Annotated in this window: 24 protein-coding genes and 1 pseudogene; 9 read left to right on the forward strand and 16 right to left on the reverse strand. The window is 69.4% G+C overall.

What is annotated here, in order from left to right:
• Positions 1-29 precede the first annotated feature (29 nt).
• Genes ACZ6JS_RS16360 through ACZ6JS_RS16370 form a run of 3 tightly spaced genes read right to left on the reverse strand, consistent with a single transcriptional unit; the run spans position 30 to position 2,208 of the window.
• Complete coding sequence (locus ACZ6JS_RS16360; protein WP_469298441.1) at positions 30-1,067, reverse strand: ArsO family NAD(P)H-dependent flavin-containing monooxygenase; 1,038 nt, start codon at positions 1,065-1,067, stop codon at positions 30-32.
• Positions 1,064-1,849, reverse strand: a complete 786-nt coding sequence (locus ACZ6JS_RS16365) for an aquaporin (RefSeq protein ID WP_469298443.1) — start codon at positions 1,847-1,849, stop codon at positions 1,064-1,066. Before ACZ6JS_RS16365 ends, ACZ6JS_RS16360 begins: the two co-directional genes overlap by 4 nt.
• Positions 1,850-1,893: 44 nt before the next feature.
• Positions 1,894-2,208, reverse strand: a complete 315-nt coding sequence (locus ACZ6JS_RS16370; RefSeq protein WP_469298445.1) for an ArsR/SmtB family transcription factor — start codon at positions 2,206-2,208, stop codon at positions 1,894-1,896.
• 70 nt (positions 2,209-2,278) lie between these two features.
• On the opposite strand from ACZ6JS_RS16370, the gene ACZ6JS_RS16375 reads away from it, so the two are divergent.
• The 4 genes and pseudogenes from ACZ6JS_RS16375 to ACZ6JS_RS16390 all read left to right on the forward strand — a co-directional run bounded on the left by ACZ6JS_RS16375 (position 2,279) and on the right by ACZ6JS_RS16390 (position 4,228).
• Entirely contained in the window at positions 2,279-2,710 is a 432-nt protein-coding gene (locus ACZ6JS_RS16375) for an arsenate reductase ArsC (protein WP_469298447.1), read from the forward strand.
• A gap of 7 nt (positions 2,711-2,717) precedes the next feature.
• Positions 2,718-3,701 (forward strand): thioredoxin-disulfide reductase, encoded by a 984-nt coding sequence (trxB, locus tag ACZ6JS_RS16380; protein WP_469298449.1) that lies wholly within the window; start codon positions 2,718-2,720, stop codon positions 3,699-3,701.
• 115 nt (positions 3,702-3,816) lie between these two features.
• Positions 3,817-4,011, forward strand: a pseudogene (locus ACZ6JS_RS16385) (SCO4225 family membrane protein); the annotation flags it as partial.
• A 70-nt stretch (positions 4,012-4,081) separates the two neighbouring features.
• On the forward strand, positions 4,082-4,228 hold the full coding sequence (locus ACZ6JS_RS16390; protein ID WP_469298807.1) for a hypothetical protein: 147 nt from the start codon (positions 4,082-4,084) through the stop codon (positions 4,226-4,228).
• Between the two features lie 231 nt (positions 4,229-4,459).
• On the opposite strand, the gene ACZ6JS_RS16395 is transcribed toward ACZ6JS_RS16390, so the two are convergent.
• From ACZ6JS_RS16395 to ACZ6JS_RS16405, 3 genes are read right to left on the reverse strand one after another with little or no spacing between them, the layout of a single operon-like run.
• Positions 4,460-5,149, reverse strand: coding sequence for an ATP-binding cassette domain-containing protein (locus ACZ6JS_RS16395; protein WP_469298450.1), 690 nt, complete (start codon positions 5,147-5,149; stop codon positions 4,460-4,462).
• Positions 5,137-6,972 (reverse strand): phosphate ABC transporter permease subunit PstC, encoded by a 1,836-nt coding sequence (pstC, locus tag ACZ6JS_RS16400; RefSeq protein ID WP_469298452.1) that lies wholly within the window; start codon positions 6,970-6,972, stop codon positions 5,137-5,139. Before pstC ends, ACZ6JS_RS16395 begins: the two co-directional genes overlap by 13 nt.
• Before the next feature lie 2 nt (positions 6,973-6,974).
• Complete coding sequence (locus tag ACZ6JS_RS16405; protein WP_469298454.1) at positions 6,975-7,883, reverse strand: phosphate ABC transporter substrate-binding protein; 909 nt, start codon at positions 7,881-7,883, stop codon at positions 6,975-6,977.
• A gap of 263 nt (positions 7,884-8,146) precedes the next feature.
• On the opposite strand from ACZ6JS_RS16405, the gene ACZ6JS_RS16410 reads away from it, so the two are divergent.
• Complete coding sequence (locus ACZ6JS_RS16410; RefSeq protein WP_469298455.1) at positions 8,147-8,572, forward strand: ArsR/SmtB family transcription factor; 426 nt, start codon at positions 8,147-8,149, stop codon at positions 8,570-8,572.
• Positions 8,573-8,594: 22 nt separating this feature from the next.
• Here ACZ6JS_RS16410 and ACZ6JS_RS16415 read toward each other — a convergent pair whose 3' ends face one another.
• Genes ACZ6JS_RS16415 through ACZ6JS_RS16435 form a run of 5 tightly spaced genes read right to left on the reverse strand, consistent with a single transcriptional unit; the run spans position 8,595 to position 12,834 of the window.
• On the reverse strand, positions 8,595-9,302 hold the full coding sequence (locus tag ACZ6JS_RS16415; RefSeq protein ID WP_469298457.1) for a glutamine amidotransferase-related protein: 708 nt from the start codon (positions 9,300-9,302) through the stop codon (positions 8,595-8,597).
• Positions 9,299-9,646, reverse strand: a complete 348-nt coding sequence (locus ACZ6JS_RS16420) for a hypothetical protein (protein WP_469298459.1) — start codon at positions 9,644-9,646, stop codon at positions 9,299-9,301. Before ACZ6JS_RS16420 ends, ACZ6JS_RS16415 begins: the two co-directional genes overlap by 4 nt.
• Positions 9,643-11,172 (reverse strand): 2,3-bisphosphoglycerate-independent phosphoglycerate mutase, encoded by a 1,530-nt coding sequence (gpmI, locus tag ACZ6JS_RS16425; RefSeq protein WP_469298460.1) that lies wholly within the window; start codon positions 11,170-11,172, stop codon positions 9,643-9,645. The genes ACZ6JS_RS16420 and gpmI overlap by 4 nt, the downstream gene beginning before the upstream one ends.
• Entirely contained in the window at positions 11,169-12,479 is a 1,311-nt protein-coding gene (gene aroA / locus ACZ6JS_RS16430; protein WP_469298462.1) for a 3-phosphoshikimate 1-carboxyvinyltransferase, read from the reverse strand. Before aroA ends, gpmI begins: the two co-directional genes overlap by 4 nt.
• A 37-nt stretch (positions 12,480-12,516) precedes the next feature.
• Positions 12,517-12,834, reverse strand: a complete 318-nt coding sequence (locus tag ACZ6JS_RS16435) for a hypothetical protein (protein WP_469298464.1) — start codon at positions 12,832-12,834, stop codon at positions 12,517-12,519.
• 617 nt (positions 12,835-13,451) lie between these two features.
• On the opposite strand from ACZ6JS_RS16435, the gene ACZ6JS_RS16440 reads away from it, so the two are divergent.
• On the forward strand, positions 13,452-14,360 hold the full coding sequence (locus ACZ6JS_RS16440; RefSeq protein ID WP_469298466.1) for a LuxR C-terminal-related transcriptional regulator: 909 nt from the start codon (positions 13,452-13,454) through the stop codon (positions 14,358-14,360).
• A gap of 112 nt (positions 14,361-14,472) precedes the next feature.
• Here the strand turns inward: ACZ6JS_RS16440 and ACZ6JS_RS16445 are convergent, their stop codons facing one another.
• From ACZ6JS_RS16445 to ACZ6JS_RS16455, 3 genes are all read right to left on the reverse strand, one after another.
• Positions 14,473-16,020, reverse strand: a complete 1,548-nt coding sequence (locus ACZ6JS_RS16445) for a GNAT family N-acetyltransferase (RefSeq protein WP_469298468.1) — start codon at positions 16,018-16,020, stop codon at positions 14,473-14,475.
• A 75-nt stretch (positions 16,021-16,095) separates the two neighbouring features.
• Positions 16,096-16,293: a hypothetical protein gene (locus ACZ6JS_RS16450; protein WP_469298470.1), complete on the reverse strand. Its 198-nt coding sequence runs from the start codon at positions 16,291-16,293 to the stop codon at positions 16,096-16,098.
• 261 nt (positions 16,294-16,554) lie between these two features.
• Entirely contained in the window at positions 16,555-16,905 is a 351-nt protein-coding gene (locus ACZ6JS_RS16455; RefSeq protein ID WP_469298472.1) for an ArsR/SmtB family transcription factor, read from the reverse strand.
• Positions 16,906-17,016: 111 nt separating this feature from the next.
• On the opposite strand from ACZ6JS_RS16455, the gene ACZ6JS_RS16460 reads away from it, so the two are divergent.
• Positions 17,017-18,069, forward strand: a complete 1,053-nt coding sequence (locus tag ACZ6JS_RS16460; protein ID WP_469298473.1) for a permease — start codon at positions 17,017-17,019, stop codon at positions 18,067-18,069.
• A gap of 100 nt (positions 18,070-18,169) precedes the next feature.
• On the opposite strand, the gene ACZ6JS_RS16465 is transcribed toward ACZ6JS_RS16460, so the two are convergent.
• Entirely contained in the window at positions 18,170-18,475 is a 306-nt protein-coding gene (locus ACZ6JS_RS16465; protein WP_469298475.1) for an ArsR/SmtB family transcription factor, read from the reverse strand.
• A 191-nt stretch (positions 18,476-18,666) separates the two neighbouring features.
• Between ACZ6JS_RS16465 and ACZ6JS_RS16470 the strand changes: the two genes are divergently transcribed.
• Positions 18,667-18,840 (forward strand): hypothetical protein, encoded by a 174-nt coding sequence (locus tag ACZ6JS_RS16470; protein WP_469298476.1) that lies wholly within the window; start codon positions 18,667-18,669, stop codon positions 18,838-18,840.
• A gap of 42 nt (positions 18,841-18,882) precedes the next feature.
• Positions 18,883-20,136, forward strand: coding sequence for a pyridoxal phosphate-dependent aminotransferase (locus ACZ6JS_RS16475; protein WP_469298478.1), 1,254 nt, complete (start codon positions 18,883-18,885; stop codon positions 20,134-20,136).
• A gap of 7 nt (positions 20,137-20,143) precedes the next feature.
• On the opposite strand, the gene ACZ6JS_RS16480 is transcribed toward ACZ6JS_RS16475, so the two are convergent.
• The gene (locus ACZ6JS_RS16480) at positions 20,144-21,223 is read right to left on the reverse strand and encodes a hypothetical protein (RefSeq protein WP_469298783.1); all 1,080 of its coding nucleotides are present in this window, start codon (positions 21,221-21,223) and stop codon (positions 20,144-20,146) included.
• Between the last annotated feature and the right edge of the window lie 135 nt (positions 21,224-21,358).

Consider the following 21,358-nt stretch of genomic DNA (forward strand, 5'->3'; position numbering starts at 1 on the left):
CAGCCAGCCTGTCCTGATGTTTATGTTCCTCAGTGCAGGAGATCGGCGATCTCACGCGTTGCGTTGCGCGCCGTGCGGCCTACGCCGATGAGGGTGGCGGAGGCTGGACCGGTCCAGTCGCCGTAGCCGAGGAGGTGGATGCGCGGGTCCGCGATGGCGCGTGTGCCTTCGGTGGGGATACGGCCGCCCTCGGCGCGCAGGCCCAGTGGAGTCAGGTGCGAGAGGCTCGGGCGGAAGCCGGTGCACCAGATGATCGCGTCGCAGGGCCAGACGCTGCCGTCGGGCCACCGGGCTCCGCCGGCCGTCAGGCTGTCGAACATCCTGTGGTCCGGGATGAGCCCGGCGTCGCGAGCGGTGCGTACGGGAGGCACCGCGACGATGTCGCCCAGGTCGGAGATGCGGGGGCCGCCGGACTGGACGCGCTGGGTGGCAAGTTCGAACAGGGCGCGGCCGTCGATCTCGTCAGGTAGGTAGCGCGCCGGTCGCTGGGTGACCCAGCGCACCGTGGCGTGCGGGGCCAGGTCGGCCGCGATCTGGGCGCCGGAGTTGCCGCCACCCACGACGATCACGCGCTGACCGGCGTAGTCCCAGGGGCTGCGGTACTCCACGGTGTGGTGCTGACGGCCTTTGAAGTCCGACCGGCCGGGTACGGCGGGCATGAACGGCCGCCACCAGTTGCCGGTGGCGCTGATGACCGCCCGGGCGGTCCATGCCCCCGTGTCCGTCTCGACGCGCAAGAGTGGTGTGTCGTCGTGGACGGCCGTGACGCGGACGCCGCGCTCGATCGGGAGCTCGTACCGCTTCTCGTAGTCGGCGAGGTACTCCAGCACGTGCGCCACGTCCGGGAACGGCTTGCCTTCCTGCTGCGGCATGAGGCGCCCGGGCAGCGAGGAGTAGGCGGCCGGCGAGAACAGGTGCAGCGAGTCCCAGCCGTGCTGCCAGGCCCCGCCCGGAGTGGACTGGGCGTCGAGGACGGTGAAGTCGATGCCCGCCCGGCGCAGGTAGTAGCCGGCGGCGAGCCCTGCCTGGCCGCCGCCGATCACCACGACATCCGTGTGCCGGGTCATGCGGCGGGCTCGTGCTTTCCGCGCATGAAGATGACCGCGACCAGAGCCAGGCCCACGACTGCACCGGCCAGTTGCGCGCCGACGAACCCGGGCACCGAGGCGGGAGCGATGCCCGCGAAGGTGTCGGTGAAGGCGCGGCCGACGGTGACGGCAGGGTTGGCGAAGGAGGTCGAGGAGGTGAACCAGTACGCCGCGCCGATGTACGAGGCGACCGCGACGGGCGCGAAGCGCAGGCGGTCGGTCTTGGCCAGACCGAAGATCAGCAGGATCAGTCCGGCGGTGGCGACGACCTCGCCGAGGAGCAGGTTCCCTGCGGAGCGGTCGTGCGTGGACCACTTCACCAACGGCTCGCCGAACATCGCGTCCGCGAGGATCGCTCCCGCGATCGCGCCCGCGATCTGGGAGGGCACGTACACGGCGAGTTCGCGGGCAGTGACCCCGGCGCCGCCGCGGCGGGCGGTCCACCACTCGGCCAGGGTGACGGCCGGGTTGAAGTGAGCGCCGGACACCGGGCCGAGGAGGGCAATCAGTACGCCGAGGCCGAACACCGTGGCCGTGGAGTTGGCCAGCAGCTGCAGGCCTACGTCCTGCGTCAGCTCGGTGGCCTGGATGCCGGAGCCGACCACGACCGCCACGAGCGCGGCGGTGCCGACCAGCTCGGAAGCCGCCCGGGCGATGAGCGGGGTGCGGGGCGGCGTCGCGCCGGGCGCGGGCTGGGGCGCGTCGGCGGCTATGTCGGCCTCCGCTGCGGGTGAGGTGCCGACGGGCTCGGTGACGGACAAGGCAGGTTCTCCTCGGGCAGGTGAGGTCAAGAAGGCGCTACGGGTTACGGGCAGGACCGCTTGAGGTTTGCCTCGGCGGTGGCGCGTGCGGTCTCGGCGAGGCCGGCGAACTGACCGGCCAGCGACTCGATGACTTCTGGACGCAGCCGGTAGTAGGTGAACCTGCCGCACGGCTCGGTCTCCAGGACTCCGGCCTCGCGCAGCACCTTCAGGTGGTTGGAGAGGTTGGTCTGCTTGGCGCCCGTCTCCTCGATGAGGTGGGTGGAGCAGAGCGTTTCCTTGGCCAGGAGGTTCACGATCTGGAGCCTGAGCGGGTCGGCCAGAACCCGGAGCAGATCACTATCGACTGACATCAACATGTGCTGATACTGTCACATCATCCGGGGCTGATACCAGCCCGGACTGAGTCATTGATTGAAGGAAGAGACGATGTCCTCCACCCCGCTCGCATCCGTGCTGTTCGTCTGCATCCACAACGCAGGCCGATCCCAGATGGCCGCCGGATTCCTGCGCCACCTCGCGGGCGACCGGGTGGAGGTCCGCTCTGCCGGCTCCGTACCCGGAGACCAGGTCAACCCCTCCGCCGTCGCCGCGATGGCCGAGCTGGGGATCGACATCTCCGACCAGAAGCCGAAGGTCCTCACCCCCGAGGCCGCCCAGGCGTCCGACTACATCATCACGATGGGCTGCGGGGACGCCTGCCCGTACTTCCCCGGCAAGACCTACCTGGACTGGCAGCTCGAGGACCCGGCCGGCCAGGGCGTGGAGGCCGTCCGCCCCATCCGCGACGAGATCAAGGGCCTCATCGAAGGTCTCATCGCCGAGATCGACACCAAGAACGCGAAGAAGCAGGAGAGCTGACCGCATCATGACGAACGACGACGTACGCGAGGTCATCATCATCGGCTCCGGCCCGGCCGGTTACACCGCCGCGCTGTACACGGCCCGCGCACAGCTGAAGCCCCTGCTCTTCGGCAGCTCCATATTCGTCGGCGGCTCGCTCACCACGACGACCGAGGTCGAGAACTTCCCCGGCTTCCCCAGCGGCATCGACGGCCCGGACCTCATGGACAGCATGCGCGCCCAGGCGGAGAAGTTCGGCGCCGAGATGATCGACGACGACATCGTCTCCGTCGACCTCACCGGAGACATCAAGCTGCTGACGGACTCCGAGGGTACGGTCCACCGTGCGAAGGCCGTGATCATCGCGACCGGCTCCGGCTACCGCAAGCTCGGCCTGCCGAACGAGGACGCGCTCTCCGGCCGCGGGGTCTCCTGGTGCGCCACCTGCGACGGGTTCTTCTTCCGCGACCGCGACATCGTCGTGGTCGGCGGCGGCGACACCGCCATGGAAGAGGCCACCTTCCTCACCCGCTTCGCCCGCTCGGTCACCATCGTCCACCGCCGCTCCACCCTGCGCGCCTCCAAGGCCATGCAGGACCGGGCGTTCGCCGACGAGAAGATCTCCTTCGCGTTCGACAGCGAGGTCGCCGAGATCAAGGAGACCGGCGGCATGCTTTCCGGCGTCGTCCTGCGCGACGTGGTGACCGGCGAGACCCGCGACCTGGACGTGACGGGCCTGTTCGTCGCCATCGGCCACGACCCGCGTACGGAACTCTTCGCCGACCAGCTCGAACTGGACGCGGAGGGCTACCTCAAGACCCAGGCACCCACGACCCGGACGAGCATCCCCGGTGTCTTCGGTGCGGGCGACGTGGTGGACCACATCTACCGCCAGGCCATCACCGCGGCCGGCTCCGGATGCGCCGCAGCGCTGGACGCAGAGCGGTACCTGGCGGCCCTCGGCGACGCTGCCCCGGTCGGCGAAACCGAGCTCGTAGCGGCAGGCTGAGCGCCGAAGTCCGCTCCGTCGGCCGCGCCCGAGCCCACCGGCGCCTCGGCAGCGTAGGCAGGTGCGCCCGTGCGCCTGAGTAGCCTTACTCAGGCGCACGGGTCCCGCCGTTCCGATGCTGGCTGTCGGGCGAACGGGCGAAGTCGTGAGGCGGCGTCGGTCACGACTTGAAGTGTGGGTTTCCGCTGGCTACTTGACCGTGGTGGTCGGGCTGTTGGTCTGGGTGGGCGTGCTCGTCCGGACGGGGGACGCTGGATTCGCCGGCATCTGGCCGATGCTGGCCACCGCACCGCTCAGCCTCCTGGCCTTGGGGCTGATCGTGACCGATCACCGAGTCGCTCGGCGTGCCGGAGGTCACCCCGCCCGTCCACACGGGCCCCATGCCGCCCCAGCCCCCGCCCCTGCCCGGGGAGACGCCCGAGCCCGTGCCCGTGCCCGAGGGGCCGCCCCCGACCGACTCGGGAGTGCACGACCTGCCCGACGTCGAACTGTTCGACACGTGGCTGGGTTCGGGTTCTACGGTGTGATCCTGGCCTGCGCCATGGTCAACGCCACGGCGCTCTGGGCGCTGGTACGCGGCCTGACCGGTCTCCTCGCACGCCGTCGGCGGGACCCCGGACAGGCATGGCCAGTACTGAGGCGGAAGCGTTCGTCCCGGTGAAAGACCCCGGGCCCGGGCCGTCGTGATGGCGTCACGACGGGCCGGGCCCGGTTCTTCTTCCCTGCTGCGGATCTCGGCCCGCGCTGTGCTCAGACGCTCAAGCCACTGCCGAGGAGAGCGCCAGGGTTTCCGGCAGCTCCAGACGTACCGTGCGGTCACAGAGTCGCTCCACCTGCGCGGGATCGTGGGAGACGAGGAGGACCGTGCGGTTGCCGCGGAGGGCGGCCACCGACTCCTCGACCGTGTCCCGACTCCGCTCGTCCAGGGCGCTGGTGGGTTCGTCCAGCAGCAGGGCCGCCGGTTCCAGGGCCAGGGCACGGGCCAGGCAGAGCCGTTGGCGCTGCCCGTTGGAAAGTGCCTGAGCCGGGGAGTCCAGGCGGTTGCGGACCTCGTTCCACAGGCCCGCTTCCTTCAAGGCCTGCTCCACACGGTCATGCATGTCCGCCCGGGACGCACGGACCAGGTGCCGGAGGCCGAAGAGGGCGTTGTCCAGGATGCTGCCTCCGAAGACCACGGGCGTCTGCGGCACCAGGACGACCGTGCTGCGCAGGCCGGAGTCGCCCTTGCCGTAACGGACGGGCTGTCCCAGCACCTCCAGGTGGCCGTCGCGGGTGAGGCCGTGGGGCAGCAGGTCGACCAGGGCGCGCAGCACCGTGGACTTGCCGGCGCCGGAGGGGCCGCACAGGCCGGTGGTCGATCCGGCTGTCAGCTCGAAGGTGACCGGTCCCACCAGAGTCTTCTTGCCGTCGAGAACCCGCAGGTCGCGGACGGATATCACGTGGTCCATCGTGCTCCTTCGAAGCGGTTGCGCAGCGCCACCGCCAGGCTGAGAAGTACTGCGGTGATCAGGACCAGGACCAGAGCGCTGCCCCATGCCTGGGTGATCGCCTCCGGGGCACCCGAGTCCTGGGAAAGGGTGAAGATGTGCGTCGGCAGTGCCTGCACCGGGGAGTCGACGATCCCGCTCGGCAGGGCAGGTGCCCCGAAGAACACCGTGGCGGTGAAGATCAGAGGAGCCGTCTCGCCCGCCGCCCGGGCCAGGCCGAGAAGCAGGCCCGTGAGGGTGGCCGGCCAGGTGTACGGGATGACCACGGAGCGGATGTACTGCGCGCGGGTCAGGCCGAGTGCCAGGGCGCTCTCCGTGAGTTCGCCCGGCATGCTGCGGATGCGGCCCGCGGTGGTCAGGGCGATGACCGGCACGACCACGGGAACGAGCACGATGGCCCCGGCCAGCCAGGACCGGCCCCATCCCATGGCGGTGGAGAAGAGGACGTACCCGGCCAGGCCCAGCAGGATGGTCGGGGTTCCGCCGATGGTCACGGTGAGGGTCTCCAGCAGGCGTGCCGTCCTCGCAGAGGCCAGGGTGCCGATCAGAACACCCGCCCCGTAGCCGAGGGGCAGCGCGATCAGGGCCGTGGTGGCCATCAGCAGGAGGGTGCCGAGGATCTGGTCGCTCACACCGCCCCCGGCCGCGCCGGTGGAGGAGGTGAACCAGAAGGCCGGGTTGAGTGCGGAGTTGCCTCGCGTCACCAGAATGGCCAGCATCCCGACGAGCAGCGTTCCCGGCAGCAGCAGGGCTCCCAGTCGCAGCAGCGTCGCAAGCCGGTCCCGAGGAATGCGCATCCGGGCGGTGGCCCGGTGGGAGCGCAGCCCGCGCTTCACGGAACGGTCCGGGGAAGACCTGCGGGTGCCCCACACCGTGGCCGCGGCCACCAGGACGAGCAGGAGGATGCCCAGGGCGCACAGCGCGGCGAAGTAGGGACCGGATGTGCCCGCGAGCATCGGCTCCGGGCCGGCCAACTTGGTGGTCAGGGTCTGCCCGGGGCGTACCAGGGAGGAGAAGAAGCCCCCGAGCGACTCCGGAAGCCTTCCGTCGGCCCGTCCCACGACGAGGAAGACCGCGATCGCCTCGCCGAGTCCTCGGGCCAGACCGAGCAGGACACCGGCGCGCATGCCTGCCCGTGCCTGGGGCAGCACGGCCGACCGTACGACCTCACGACGGGTCAGACCGAGGGAGTAGGCGGCCTCCCGGTAGCGGCCGGGGACGGCGGACAGGGCGTCCACGCTGACGGCCACGATCGTCGGCATGATCATCACGGCAAGGACGATGCCGGCGGCGAGCAGGCTGTCGCCGCCCGGTACGTCACCCAGCCCCGAGACGAACGGCCGGATCACCATGATGCCGATGAGGCCGTAGACGATGGAGGGGACCGCCGCCAGCAGTTCGATGCTCAGCCGCAAGGGACGGGCGAAGCGCGGCGGCAGGTACTCCGACAGGGCGATGGCCGCGGACCAGCCGACCGGAACGGCCAGCACCAGCGCCAGGACACAGACGACGGCCGAACCGTAGATCATGGAGAGGGCACCGAAGGCCCCGTTCACCGGGCTCCACGCGCGGTCGCCGATCAGGGCGAGCCAGTCGACGTCACCGCTCGCGATGCCGGTGGCGAGGTATCCGATCAGCACCAGCAGGACGAGGGCCACCGAGGACATCCCGGTGTACACCCATCCCCAGACCCATCTCGCCCGGCCGGGGCGGCCGCCCTGGGCGGGCGGCCGGTTCACGGCGGTTCCGGGCGCCTTGAGAGGGCGCTCCAGAGTGACGCTCACCGTCAAAGCCCCATCTGCTGGCGGGTCAGGTAGCCGTGCACAGGGAGCAGCTTCTGGCCTTCGGGCGAGAGGACGTAGTCGATGTACTCCTTGACGGCGCCCTTCGGCTGACCATCGGTGATCATGAACAGCGGTCGGGTCATCGGGTACTTGTTGGACGCCACGTTCTCCGGGGTCGGAGCGACGCCCTCCAGGGCCACGGCCACCAGGTCGTCGTGGCCCTCGATGAAGCCGGTCGACAGCGGGGCGATGGAACCCTTGGTGGACTTCAGCTTGTTGCGGGTCTCCAGGTTGCCGCCGACGACGGCGTAGTTGTCGGACTGCGGCGGGAGCGGGGGCTTCTCCTTGCCGTAGACGAACTTGTCCAGCACCTCGCGGGTGCCGCGACCGGGCTCCTTGTCGTAGACGAAGACCTTCAGGTCCGGGCCGCCGACCTCGGACCAGTTGGTGATCTTCCCCTCGAAGAGGCCCTTCACCTGCTCCTTGGTGAGGCTCTTGACTCCGCCGTCGGCGACCTCCTTGGTGATGATGATGCCGACCGCGTCCGCACCGATCTGCGTCGGGACGAAGTCAGTGTTGGGGTAGGTCTTTCGGTCCTCGTCGGACATGGGCTTCGAGCTCAGCGCCACCTTGATCTGCTTCGAGCCGAGCTGGGAGATGCCGCCGGCCGAACCGCCCTGGGTGGCCACGGTGATCTTCAGGCCGCGGGCCTTGAGGGCCTCGGCGGCGTCCGATGCGACCGGTGCGACGGTGGTCGATCCGCTGGCCTGCAGTGCGGCCGAGTCGGCCTTGGCGGAGCCTGCGCAGCCCGTCAGCGCCGTCGCGAGGAGCAGCGCGGCGGAAGTGGCGAAGCCGATCTGCTTCCGCTTTCCGACGCGGAGTGACGGCGTCTGGTGGGGCTCAGTAGTCATGACAGACATGGCGGTGCCTTTGCTGGTGGACAGTGAGTTGACTGAGAGTTGAGGGCGGGTGAACAACCCTGACGATCAAGAGTCTGCTCATCGGCAGGCTTGCGGAGAAGGGGTTCCCGGTGGCATGAACTGCGCGCGGCACCCACCTGCCTTGCGTGGCCTCCGGAGCCCGATCCGGTTCGCTTAAACGGCAGGCAAATAATGGGTGAATAGGGTGATCCCGCGACGCCGGACGCTCTGCCGGCGGACGTAGGGTGATCCACATGTCCGCAGAACAGGTGACCGGCCGCCCCTCGGAACTCCTGCCCTTCCTCGACGACGATCCGACCTGTGAGCCGCACCTCGACGTGGATCCACTGCCCCGGGAACGGGCGGAAGCGCTCGCTCGGCATCTGAAGGGCACGGCCGATCCGACACGGCTTCAGATCCTCAGCGTCCTGCTGGCGGCCCCGGAGGGCGAGGCGTGCGTATGCGATCTGACGCCGCTTCTGGAACTGGCCCAGCCCACCATCAGCTACCACATGAAGATTCTTGTGGACGCGGGGCTGGTGAGCCGCAGAAAGCGCGGTACGTGGGCCTGGTACGCGGTCAGTCCCGAACGGCGTGCCGTACTCGATGCTCTGATCTGGGGCGACGAGGAGACAGCCGGGGGAACGCAGAAGCCCGGGCGGATCATGGTGGAGACATGACCCGCCCGGGGCGGTAGGAGTGTCAGGCCGCGACGGACGCGTGGGCGGCGACTTCGGCGGTGAACGCCCAGATCAGCGGGTGGATGTTGCCGGGGGCGGAGACCAGCTCCGGCTGGAAGAGCGTGCCGATGAAGAAGGGGTGCCCGGGGACCTCGGCGGCGCGCGGGGCGCCTTCGGTGTCCCAGCCGCTGAAGACGACGCCCGCCTCGGTGAGCCGCTCCACGAACTCCCCGTTCAGGCCGTACTTGCAGTGGTACGTCTCCGTGGTCTGCTCGGCGTTGTCGTAGACGGCCGCCAGTCGGCTGCCCTCCGTGAGGAGGAGCGGCGCCTGCTCACCCGCCAGGCAGCAGCTGAGCGGCACGATCAGCGGCGTCGGCGCCTCCGGGTCGTACTGCACGTCGTCGGCGTCCGTGAGCCCGACAACGGTGCGGGCGTACTCGATCAGCGCGTGCTGGAAGCCGCCGCAGGTCCCCAGGTAAGGGATGCCGGTCTCGCGGGCGAGGCGGATGACGGCGAGCACGCCGTCCTTGCTCTCGTACGGGGAGCCCGGGACGACCCAGATGCCGTGGAAGCCGGCCACGGACTCCGGACCGGTGATGGTCTCGGTGGGTACCCACTCCGTCTCGACGTCGAGCTCGCCGCGGAAGGCATCGAGCCGTGCGTGGGCCGGGGACTTGCCGTGGTCACCGATCAGCGCGATGCGCGGCCGGGGCCCGGTGGCGGTGGTCATGCGTGCTCCTGCTGTGTGTCGAGGATCCGTCCGAGCCGGACGAAGCCGTGGGGCGCGAGGCGGGCGACGAGACGGCCGCCCTGGTCCTCGGTGGTGGAGGCGCCGCCGAGGAAGAGAAGAGGGCCGTCACCCTGCGGAAGCTGGGCTTCAGGGAAGAACTCCTGGCTCTCACCAGTGGTGTTGCGGACGGTCAGCAGGTGAACGGTGCCGGCCGGGTTGGTGCGTAGATCGGCAAAGAGAGCCGGGCCGAGGTCCAGTTCGCGGACGGTGGCCTCGTCGGTGAGGGCGGTGGCGAAGGCGGCTCCGCCGGGCGTGGTGGGTGCAATGAGCTGGGCTGTGGTCACAGAAGGCTCCGGCCGGTCATGGCGGGGCCGCTCGGGCGGCCCAGCAGGTGAAGGACGGTGGGTGCGATGTCGGCGAGGCTGCCGCCATCGGCGAGCTGCTCCGGGAGGAGCTGTCCCGGGGCGGGGACGACGACGGCCGGTACGGGGTTGGTCGTGTGACCGCCGTACGGGAGCGGGGTGCCGTCGGGGCCGGGCTTGGACATGCGCTCGGCGTTGCCGTGGTCGCCGACGAGCAGGACCCAGCGCCCGGTGGCGGCCGCGGCGGCCAGGATTTTTTCGACCTCGCGGTCGGTGTGCTCGGCGGCCTTGACGGTGGCGTCGTGGTCGCCGGTGTGGCCGACCACGTCGATATTGGCCAGGTTGGCGACCACCAGTGCCACGTCGTCACGCCGGGCGGCGGCGGTGATGGCTTCGGTGACCTGCGCGAGGTTCATCTCGGGGCGGGCGACGTAGTCGGGGGCCGTGTCCGCGGTGATGCGGACGTGCTCCTCGACGTCCCGTCGGCGGTCGTCGCGGCCGTTGATGTAGTAGGTGACGTGCTCGAACTTCTCCTGTTCGGCGATGCGTACGGAACGCAGCCCGTGGGCTTCCAGTGCGTCGGCCAGGCCGCCGGAGGCGTCCGCCCGGCCGACCAGGGCGGGGATGGCCGCCCAGGTGTCGTACTGGGTCAGCGACAGGACCTCCACGTCCGCGTCCGTGAGGATCTTGACGAGGTCGTCAGCCAGCTGCTGGATGCGGTCGCTGCGGAAGTTGGCGAACAGGATCGTGTCGCCGTCGCGTACGGCGGCGAGCGGCTCGCCGCCGGCGTCGGTGAGGACGGTCGGAGTGATCCACACGTCCCCGTTCTCGGCTCCGGCCAGGACCTGGCCGTAGTCGCGGGCGGTGGCGCCCTTGCCGTCGGTGATGGCCTCGCTGACCTTGGCGGTCAGCTCCAGGTCGCCGCTCTTGTCGAGGCCGTAGCCACGGCCGGAGACGGTGGCCAGCGCTCCCACCCCGGTGGCGGCGAAGAACTCCTCGACGCGGGCCAGGTAGTGGCCGGCGGTGCGGTCGGCGACGTCCCGGCCGTCGGTGATGGCGTGCACCCACACGTGCTTCACACCGCGGGACGCCGCGATGGACAGGAGCTCGTGCAGGTGGTCGACGTGGGCGTGGATCATCCCGTCGGAGACCAGCCCGATCAGGTGCAGCGCGCCGCCCTTGGCCGTGAGCTGGTCGAGGGCTTGGGTCAGGCGCGGATTGTCGCGGAGCGCTCCGCTGTCGATCTGCCGCTGGACCAGGACGCTGTCGTAGTCGAGCGGGCGGCCGGCCCCGATGACCATGTGGCCGATCTCGGAGTTCCCGACGGTTCCGGGCAGCAGGCCGACGTGCTCGCCGGACGCTTCCACGAAGGTGGAGGGGTGCTTGGCGGCGATGGAGTCGAGGACGGGGGTGTGGGCGTTGGTGAGCGCGTTGCCGGGTCCGGGGGCGGCGTGGCCCCAGCCGTCGAGGACGAGCAGGATCCCGTTGGCAGGTCCGTCGCTGGTCACCGCAGGGTGTCCAGGGCGTTCCAGAAGGCGGGGAAGGACTTGGCAACACAGCCGGGGTCGTTGATGACGACGCCGGGGGTGCGCAGGCCCATGATCGCGAAGGTCATGGCGATGCGGTGGTCGTCGTAGGTGTCGATGACCGCGCCGTGCGGGGTGCCGCCGTGGATGGTCATGGCGTCGTCGTACTCGTCGACGGTGATGCCCATCTTGCGCAGCTCGGTGGTGACGGCCGCGATGCGGTCGCACTCCTTGACGCGCAGGCTGGCGATGTTGGTGATGTGGGTCTTGCCCGTGGCGAAGGCTGCGACGGCGGCGAGGGACGGGACGACGTCGGGCATGGCGTCCATGTCGACCTCGATGCCGTGCAGGTCGCCGCCCTTGACGGTGATCGAGTTCTCGGTGATCTCGACGTGGGCGCCCATCCGGCCCAGGACCTCTGCGAGGCCGACGTCGCCCTGGTGGGAGGTGGAGCCGATGCCGGGGATGGTGACCCGGCCGCCGAGGATCGCGGCCGCGGCGATGAAGTACGACAGGCCCGAGGCGTCCGGCTCGACGACGGCGTGGCCGCCCTTGAAGGACTGGCCGGCCGCGATCTTGAAGCGGCGGTAGCCGTCGCGCTCGACGGTGATGCCGTGCTCGGCGAGGGTGGCCAGCGTCATCTCGACGTACGGCTTGGAGACCAGTTCGTCGACGATCTCGATCTCGGTGTCCTGCTGGGCGAGGACCGAGCTGATCAGGATCGAGGACGTGTACTGGGAGGAGATGGCGCCGGAGATCTTCGTCTTGCCGCCGACGAAGTTGCCGCCGGTGACCTGGATCGGCGGGGAGCCGTTGCCGCGCACCGCGACCGCTTCGACGCCGAGGCCGGGGAGAGCGGCGAGCAGGTCGCCGAAGGGGCGCTCCTGCATACGGCTGTTGCCCGTGATGGTGGTGATGCCCTCGGCGAGGCCGGCCATCGAGACCAGGAAGCGCAGCGGGGTGCCGGCGCCGCCGACGAAGATGTCATCCTCGGGGGCGACCATCGGCTTGCCGGTCGGGGTGAGGGTGAAGCGGTAGTTTTCGTGGTCGACCTCGACGCTGACGTGCCCGAAGGAGGCGACGGCGTCGGCGAAGTAGATGGTGTCGTCGGAGACCAGGGCGCCGTCGATCACGCCGGTCTTGCCGTCGAGGGCGGCCAGGGCCGCGATGGCGATCTGCCGGTTCGTGTAGGACTTCGAGCCGAGGACCTTCACCTCGTGGTCGATCGAGGCGATCGTCTCGACGGTGAGCTGCTCGGCCTTCAGGCGCGGGTCGTTGATACCGCTCATGGGGTGAGACTCCTTGCAGTGAGGTGTGTGATCTGCATCACGCGAATGCGGGGCCCGAGCCGGGCAGGGCATCGGGAAGTTGAGGGGTGACCGCAATGCGCCATTGGGCCAGGGCCGGACTCGAATTCAGTGCGCGGCGGCAAATCTGGCCCGCTGCGGACAATGCGTCGGCGAGGCTGCCGGTGCGGTGGAAGAACGTCAGCTCGATGCGTCCCGAAGTCGTCTTCGCGTGGACGTGTTCGAGGTCGTCATCCGGCATTGCCGCCGCCCAGACGATGTCGGTGACCACGGCCGATTCCAGCTTGGTGGCCTCGGCTGCACTGGCCGCGACGAGCGTGGCGGTGGCCATGAACATGGGTCCTCCCGGCCGGGCGGTAAGTCCTGGTACGGACCACACGTGCTGGTCGGCTTTGGCTTGGGTGACGGCGCTGTAGAGCTCCGTGTGACGGCACTTGGGGCCGCAGCCGTGCCCGCCGGCGGGAGAAAAGCCCAGCGCGACCGCAGCGGCTCTGTTCATCAGGCGCAGGGCTTTCCGCGCAGCAGACATGGCTGTCCTCCGTGTGGTGGGGAATCGATTTCGCTCAGGTCAGGGGGCGTTCTCGACGCGCTGCGGATTCCGTTTCCGAGGACTTCCGCTGCCCTGTGATCACTAGTTTGCTGAGCATTCCGAGGGGGCGGAAGACTTTCCGACTGGCATGAAGCGCGACCGGCAGGCACCTGCCTGGGAACGGCTCGAATGCGCCATGCCGCCATGCCGAGCCGCATCGACCTGAGAAGCGATGATGATCAATCTTTGGACAACCCCTTGTCCGTGACCACTCTGGCCTGCAAACATCGGCGCCCGCCGATGTATTGACGGGTCGTCTCGATGATTGAGACGCCAAGCGGGGGGTCGCTGTGCTGGCGAGTTTGGGACTGGACACTGAAGCGGAGTCGGTCTACCGGCTGATGCTCACTCAGCAGGACTGGGGAGTGTCAGAGATTGCTGTGCACTTGGCCTGCCCTGAAGACTCCGTACGGAGCGCGCTGGACCGGCTGGCGGAGCTGAACCTGCTACGCCGTTCCATGCAGGCGCCCGGCGGCCTGCGGCCGGTCAGCCCGGACCTGGGGTTCCAGCTGCTGCTCCAGCGCCAGCAGGCCCATCTGCTCGCTCAGCAGCAGCAGTTCGCCGAGAGCCAGGCCGCCATCAGCAAGCTCCTTGACGAGTACTCGGAGCTGCGCACCGGCGAACGGCACGGTGTCGAGTACCTCCAGGGCATCGACGCCATCCAGACCCGCCTCGAAGAACTCGCGCACCGCTCGACCAGCGAGTGCCTGTCGTTCATGCCCGGCGGTGCGCAGTCCGCGGCGAGCCTCGACGCCAGCCGGCCGCTGGACGAGGACCTGATGCGCCGGGGGGTGAGGGTGCTGACCGTCTACCTGGACAGCGTCCGCAATGACACCCCGACGGTCGAATACGCGCAGTGGCTGCACGGCAACGGCGGTGAGGTGCGCACCGTACCGGCGCTGCCGCTGCGGATGGTCCTGTTCGACCGTGAGGTGGCCCTGCTGCCGGTGGACCCGACCAACACCAAGAAGGGCGCCGTCCAGCTCACCGGCCCCGGCGTGCTCACCGCCCTCGCGGCCCTGTTCGAGCAGGTGTGGGAGGGCGCGGCACCGATCGGATGCAGCCGCGGTCGCGACGAGGCGGGCCTCACCGCTCAGGAACGCGAACTGCTGCGCCAGCTCACGCAGGGGTCCACCGACGAGATCGCGGCGAAGAAGCTCGGCATCGGCCTGCGCACCGCGCGCCGCATGATGTCGGAAATAATGGCCCGCCTCGGCGCCCGAAGCCGCTTCGAGGCCGGCGTCCTGGCAAACAAGGCAGGCTGGACCGACTGATCCCCCTCTCCCTTCCCCTCCTCTCTTACGGCCGGTCCGAGGAACGCCCGCAGGCCCGGCGCGCATCGCGCACCGGGCCTGCTTCTGGGGGGAGAGAGATGTGGATCAGCGGTCAGCCGCAGCAGCCGCCCTCCGGCTGGAGGGGCTTGATCGGCTCGTAAGCGGAGCCGCCGAGCAGCTTGGCCTTCAGGCGGCCGATCGCCGTGCTCGGCTCCTCCTCCGCGCCGAGGCCCAACGCCTCGCGGCGGGCCTCGCCGTACGCGGCGTGGAGCTTGGCGACCTCGGGGCGAAGAGCGGTGTCCGTGACGAGGATCGCCGAGCGGAGCTGGTGCGGCTTGAAGCCGCGCAGCCGCTTGGCATCGTCCGCGCCGGGACCTGCCTCGATCGTGGTGACGCCTTCGGCGTACGCGTCGCGCAGGGGGCGATCCAGGACGATCTCGAAGTAGACGCCGCTGCGCTCGCCGAGGGCTTCGTAGTCGAAGCCGGCCCACTTCACGAACAGGCGCTTGCCCTGGCGGACGGTCACCGAGGCGGCGGCGACCTGGTCGTCCTTGTAGGCGAGGTAGGCCCGGACATCGGCGCCGCCGTCGACGAGAGCGCTGATCAGGGCGTGGATGTGGGTCACGTCCTCCCCACCGCTGTACTTCTGCCGGTTCTGGGTGATCAGCTCGGAGATCCGGCCGACCAGCGGGCGCAGCTCCTCGCGGTCCTTGCGCTCGATACGGGTGCCGGAGTTCGTGGCGCGGTCGCTGTCCTCCTTGACGCGGCGCCGCTTACGGGCCGGGAGGGAGGCGAGGTAGGCCTCATAGCTGTCGTGCTGGAGGCTGAGCAGGTTGTTCTCGCCATGGAAGGCGATGTCGCCGCCGTACGCCTGGAGGGCGAGCGCGAGCACCTCACTGTGCGGGCTGTCATGCAGCCACGGGGCGGTGATCGAGTGGACGCCTGCCTCGATCGCGGCCGGCACGATGCGGTCGATCAGGTCCGCCACCAGCAGCGGGTCCTCGACGGAGGCGGAAGCCTCGGAGCGGTAGCCAAGCGGGGAACCGAGGAGCAGAGCCGGGAAGAACGCCTCCTCACCCAGGGCCTCGACGGTGTCGGTGGCGCTGCAGCAGGACGTGGAGCAGCAAGATGAGGAGGAGGTGGCGGAGCAGCAGGCCACCGCGCCGGACTTGGGCTGCCAGCCGAGGTAGGTGCGCGGGTCGGCTTCTACGATCGGGTCGGCGTCGAAGAGGAAGCCGGGAAGGAAGGCGAGTTCGCCCTCGCCGCGGTCGGCGACCGTGTGCCAGGGCTTGGCGCCGGTCAGGCTGGTCTCGGTCGCCCTGAGCCAGTCGGGCAGTACGTAGGGCGCGGGGTCGGTGGCCTGCGGGACGCTGCCGCCGAGGGCCGCGACCGCGTCGTCGAGCGAGAGGCCGGTCCGTACGTCGGCCGGGTCCTCCTGCTCGGTGCTGCCGCAGCAGGAGACCGGTTCGGGCTCGGGCTTGGCGGGGCCGCAGCAGCCGGTGGCGGGGACGGGTTCCGGTTCGACCTTGGCCTCGGGGGTCCCGCAGCAGGAGGACTCTTCGGCCTCCACCTTCTCGGGGGTTTCGCAGCAGGAGTCTTCCAACACCACGAGCGCCGGGGCCGGCTCCTCAGTGGTGGCGCTGCAGCAGGTGGTGCTCATCTCTCGTACTCCTTGGATCGCAGGTGCGGTGCGTCTCGGATGAGGGGGTGAGGGGGTGAGGCGACGGGTTGTGGATCAGTCCCAGCCCGCACCGTCAGCGGTCGCGGGGGCGACGTCCCAGCCGGCGCCGTCGGTGCCCGTGGGGGCGACGTCCCAGCCGGCTCCGGCCACGGTGTTGCGGGCGGGAGCGTCGAGGGCGGCGGCGGAGCCGAGTCCGATGACGGTGACCAGGACGGTGGCGGCAAGGCTCATCGAGGTACGCGAAACAGACATGGCTCTCCCCAGGAAATGACTACGGATTTTTGGTGACCGGCGGCCCTTTGGCCGGTTCCGGTGTTCCCGGGGGTGGTCGCCCTCCCGGTGCTCATGAGTCTGTCCGAGGTCACCCAGGGTGTGGAAGAGATCACTGCTGGCAGGAAGCGCGCTAGGCACCCTCATGCCTAAACATGCCAACGGGCCGGTTGCCTGCGCGTGGCTTGAAGGCAACGGACCCTTGGCCGAAAGGAGTTGGAGGGCGCTTGGATCGCCTGCAGTTCAGGCGGGGAGCGGCTCCGGTGAGGGGTCCAGCGCCTGGCACAACACGGTCATGCTGCCGACCGCGATCCGGTAGTACGTCTGACGTCCACGCCGCTCCCGCTCCAGGAAGCCGGCCTCGAAGAGGACCTTCAAGTGGTGCGAGACCGTTGGCTGGGTCAACCCCAGCGGCTCGGTGAGATCGCAGGTGCACGCCTCGCCTCCCGGCTGGGTCCGGATCAGCCCGAGCAGGCGCAGCCGGGTGGAGTCCGCGACGACCTTCAACGCGGCCGCGAGGTCATCAGCCGCCTCCGGAGTGAGGGGGCCGGCGAGCACGGGGGAGCAGCAGAGCTCCGAGATGGGCGTAGGCATACCCGATCCAACGACAGCCATCTATGGATTGTTCCCGGAACGCATTGACACTCATCTATGAATCCGGCAGAGTTCAACCCATCGACAGCCGTCTATGAGTTGGAGCTCTCCGTGCTTGACACCGTCCTCGGCATCCTGGGTCAGACGGCCCAGGATGTCGGCCGCACCCTGGCCACGAACTGGCCGTTCCTGCTGATCAGCGTCCTCGTGGCGTCGGCCATCCCGGTGTACATCGGAGCGGAGCGGCTCTCGTCGTGGCTGCGCCGCAAGACGCTCTACGCGGTTCTCGGAGCCGTCGTCCTGGCGACGCTCACTCCGTTCTGCTCCTGCGGAACCACGGCAGTGGTCCTGGGCGCTCTCGCCTCATCGGTTCCCTGGGCCCCCGTCGTCACCTTCATGGTCGCCTCGCCGCTGACCAGCCCGGAAGAACTCGTACTCTCCATAGGCTTGTTCGGCGCCGACTTCGCCTTGACCTTCTTCGTGGCGGCGATCGTCATCGGCCTCTTCGCCGGCCTTGTGACCTGGCTGATCGAGAAGACGGGCTGGCTCGACGGCCAGGCCCGCCTGACCTCCACCGAGGCCGAGAAGAAGGCCGAGGAGAGCTGCTGCAGCGACGACGCACAGGACGACGTCTCGGGTGGGGGCGTCAGCGCCCCGGCCGGCGGCGGCAGTGGTGGCGGTCTGGCCCGTACGGCTCTGCTCAACCGGCCCATCGCTCCGGCCCCCGCGCCGGTCGAGGTCAGCCTGGTCAAGCGCTGGAAGCTCGACGAGTTCGGCCGTGAGCTCCGGATCACCAGCAAGCGCCTCGCGATCTACTTCCTGGCCTTCGCGACGCTGGGCTACCTGCTCATCAACTCGATCCCGACCGCCTTCCTCACGGACTACCTCGGCGGGGACAACCTCTTCGCCGTCCCGCTCGCCGCCCTGATCGGCATCCCCGTCTACCTCAACACCGACGGCTCGCTCCCCCTGGTGGCCACCCTGATGCAGGGCGGCATGGGCCCCGGCCCGGCTCTCGCCTTCCTGATGACCGGCGCGGGTACCAGCGTCGGCGCCATCAGCGGCATGCTCCTCATCGCCCGCTGGCGCGTGGTCGCCCTGGTCGTCGGCATCCTCTTCACCGGTGCGATCGTCCTCGGTTACACGGCCCCCATGTGGCTCTAAAGCTCCTGGCCTGAGCGCCAGCGCATCAGACGGCAACGGCCCGCCCCCTGCTCCGGGGCGGGCTGCAGCCGTATGTAGGGGCACATGGGGCGGGCCCCGCTCAGAGTGCTTGTGCCGCCGCCGGCTTCATTGCCGTCAGCAGGCCGATCAGTGAATCCAGTCGGTCCCAGCGCACCTGGTAGTACACCTCGTTCGCGCGCCGCTCGGAGGACAGGACCCCAGCTTCCCGCAGCTTCTTCAGGTGGTGACTGATGGTCGGGCCCGAAACCGAGAACTCGGCGGCGATCTCGCCCACGCACACCTCGCCGGTCGGGCAGCAGGCCACGATGCTCGCGATCCTCAGCCGCACCGGGTCGGCCAGCGCCTTGAACGCGGCCGCCAGATCGGTTGCCTCTACGGCAGTCATGGGCCCAGGGCAGCAGTCGGCGGATATTCCGGTGGGTGATGGCGTGATCATGCGCCCAATCTGACGGATCCGGCCCCCGCTCGTCCAGGTCCGCCCGGGAGACGGGATAACACGCTCCAATGTATTGACGGTCATCTATGGGTACTGGCATGCTCAAACGCATAGACACTCGCCTATGAATCGAGACTGTCATGCCGTCCATCCGTCGCTCCATCCGCAACTTCCGCCGCGCCCGCAACGCCGCCTTCGTCTCCGGAGTCCGCTTCTGCGACGGCTGCGCCGAAGTCAGCCACTCCGCGAGCCGCTACGCCGAGACCCGCCGCACCCAGGCGTCCACGCTCGCGCTCTACGGCCCGCGCGCCTGAAGCCCAGCGCCACCCGCACCTAATCCCACCCTGAGGAATGCCGTGAGCACTGCAACGTCCGCCCCCGCCCCCAAGGCGATCAGCCGAATCCGCCTGGCCCTGCGTGCGGCGCAGGTCCCGCCGTCCGCGACCGCCGCGCTGGACGCCCAGGCGAAGGCGCTGATCGCGCAGGGGGTGGACGTCATCAACCTCACCAGCGGTGAGCCGGCCTTCCCGACCGTCGAACCGGCCGCGCACGCTGCCCTCGACGCCATCGCCACCGACTTCACCCGCTATACCCCCGCCGCCGGCATCCCGGAACTCCGCGCGGCCACCGCGAAGTTCCTGGGCCGGCATGGGGCGGCGTACGAGGCCGGGCAGGTGGTCATCACAGCCGGCGCCAAGCAGGCCCTGCACTACGCCTTCACCGCCCTGGTCGAACCCGGCGACGAGATCCTGATCCCCGCGCCCTACTGGGTCAGCTACCCCCACCTCGCCGCCCTGGCCGGAGGCACCCTCGTACCCGTCCAGCCCGCTCAGGGCTCGGGACTGAAGGTGACCGCTGACCAGCTGCGCGCCGCCGTCACCGACCGGACCCGGGTCCTGCTGCTCAACAACCCGGCCAACCCCTCCGGCGTCGTCTACGACCGGACCGAACTGGCAGCTCTCGTCCAGGTGGCGATCGACCACGACCTGGCCATCATCAGCGACGAGATCTGCGACCACTGGGTCTTCGGCGACGCCGAACACGTCTCGGTCGCCGCCCTGGGCCCGGAGGCCGCGGAGCGCACCCTCACCGTCGGCGGCGTCTCGAAGACCTTCGCCATGACCGGCTGGCGCATCGGCTGGGTCGCCGCCCCCACCCCGGTGGCCCAGGCCATCACGGCGATCCAGAGCCACACCGCCTCCGCGCCGTCCTCCATCTCCCAGAAGGCTGCCCTCGGCGCCCTGACCGCAGACCTCACCACCGAGCTGGAACGCCGGCTACTGGAGCTGGACGACCGCCGCCTGACTACCATCAAGGCCCTCGCGGACATCCCCGGCATCGAGGTCGACGGCAACCCGACCGGGGCGTTCTTCCTCCTCGCCGATGTCTCCGGCACCTACGGCCTGACGCTGGCGGGCCAGACCATCACCTCCGCCGAGGTCTTCGCGGAACTCCTCCTCACGGAGGCCAACGTCGCGGTCGTCCCCGGCGCCGACTTCGCGGCCCCGAACCACGTCCGCATCTCCTACACGGTTCCGCCGGACCGCCTGGCGGAGGCGCTGACCCGCGTCGCGGACTTCGTGGCGAGACTCGGCAAGGGCTGCGCGTAGGCCCGGGTCAGGGCCAGGGAGTGTCTTCGACCTCGCCTGCCATGCCGCGAATCCTCGACAGGTTCTGATGTGGTCCGCGATAGCCCAGCGACTCGAGGACCAGCAGGGACAGGTAGTGCCGAGTGAGCAGCCACGCCTCTGTGACGAGGCCGGGTATCCGGTAAAGCTCCTTCTGGTCCTCCTCTGGGTGGACCATGTAGTTGCGGATCTTCGTCACCACAGAGGGGCCGTCCCACACCTGTCCAGTGCGTCGCTGCATTTCGTCGGCGAAGGCCGCCATGGCCGGCAGATGGTTGCAGTCTATGGAGACTGCGACGTTGATCTCCCGGAGGACCTTTCGCAGCTTTTCGTGAGCCGGCCACAGGCGGGTGTTCTTGTACTCCGCGCGGGTGAGGATGCCGCGGACGAACAGCCTCTGCCACATGGCGTGCTCGAGCCCGGCAGCGGCGATCATCACGCGCTGCTCCACGAATCCCTGGTCGCGGATGGCTGTGATCGCGTAGCTGATCTGCAGTCTCAGCGACTCCCTGCCCGCGGGATCGGCAATCCCCGGGAGGAGTCCGTCAAGAAACGTGCCGAGTGCGTCAACGTCCCAGGAGTCCCACCAGCCGGAAGAGTGTCTCCGCGCCGGATCGCAGTGCAGGGCTCCCCAGGACTCCCAGACGACCTGTCCGTCACACCCTAGGCCGACTGGGAGAAGCGGAGCGGTCCAGCGACCAAGCGAGAACGACATACCGAGGTGTAGGGCTGTGAGGAGGTGGGCAGCCTCAGCGGCGGTGAACTGCAGCCCGTCCGCACGGCTGATCTCCATCACGTGCGTCATCGCGTAGAGCCGGGTCTTGAGGAGTTCTTCCCAGACAGTGCGGTGGTCAGGGCGCACGTCCAGCACGATCTTCCAGCCGCCGACCTCGTGAGACCAGCGACCCCGGTCCCAGTACCGATCCGCACCCTCGATCCGATCGGTCAGGTGATGCTGCCCCCTGAACCGGGGCAGGTTGAACCAGTGCGCCACGATCCGGGCGAGAGGAGCCTCGCTATCTCCGAGGGTGGCTCCATTGATCCAGCCCTGTCGAAGTTCCGGACCCAGGCGTGCACTTCGGCCTCGCCATGAGGCCGTTGGAGTCGCAGGATGGCCGTGTCACGGGTGTACGGATGCGAGTGCGGCTTGGGAGTGACGCTCCAGTCGAGGCTGAGGATTGGCGAACACTGAAGACTGACCTCC

Source organism: Streptomyces sp. NPDC046349 (genome assembly GCF_055587885.1).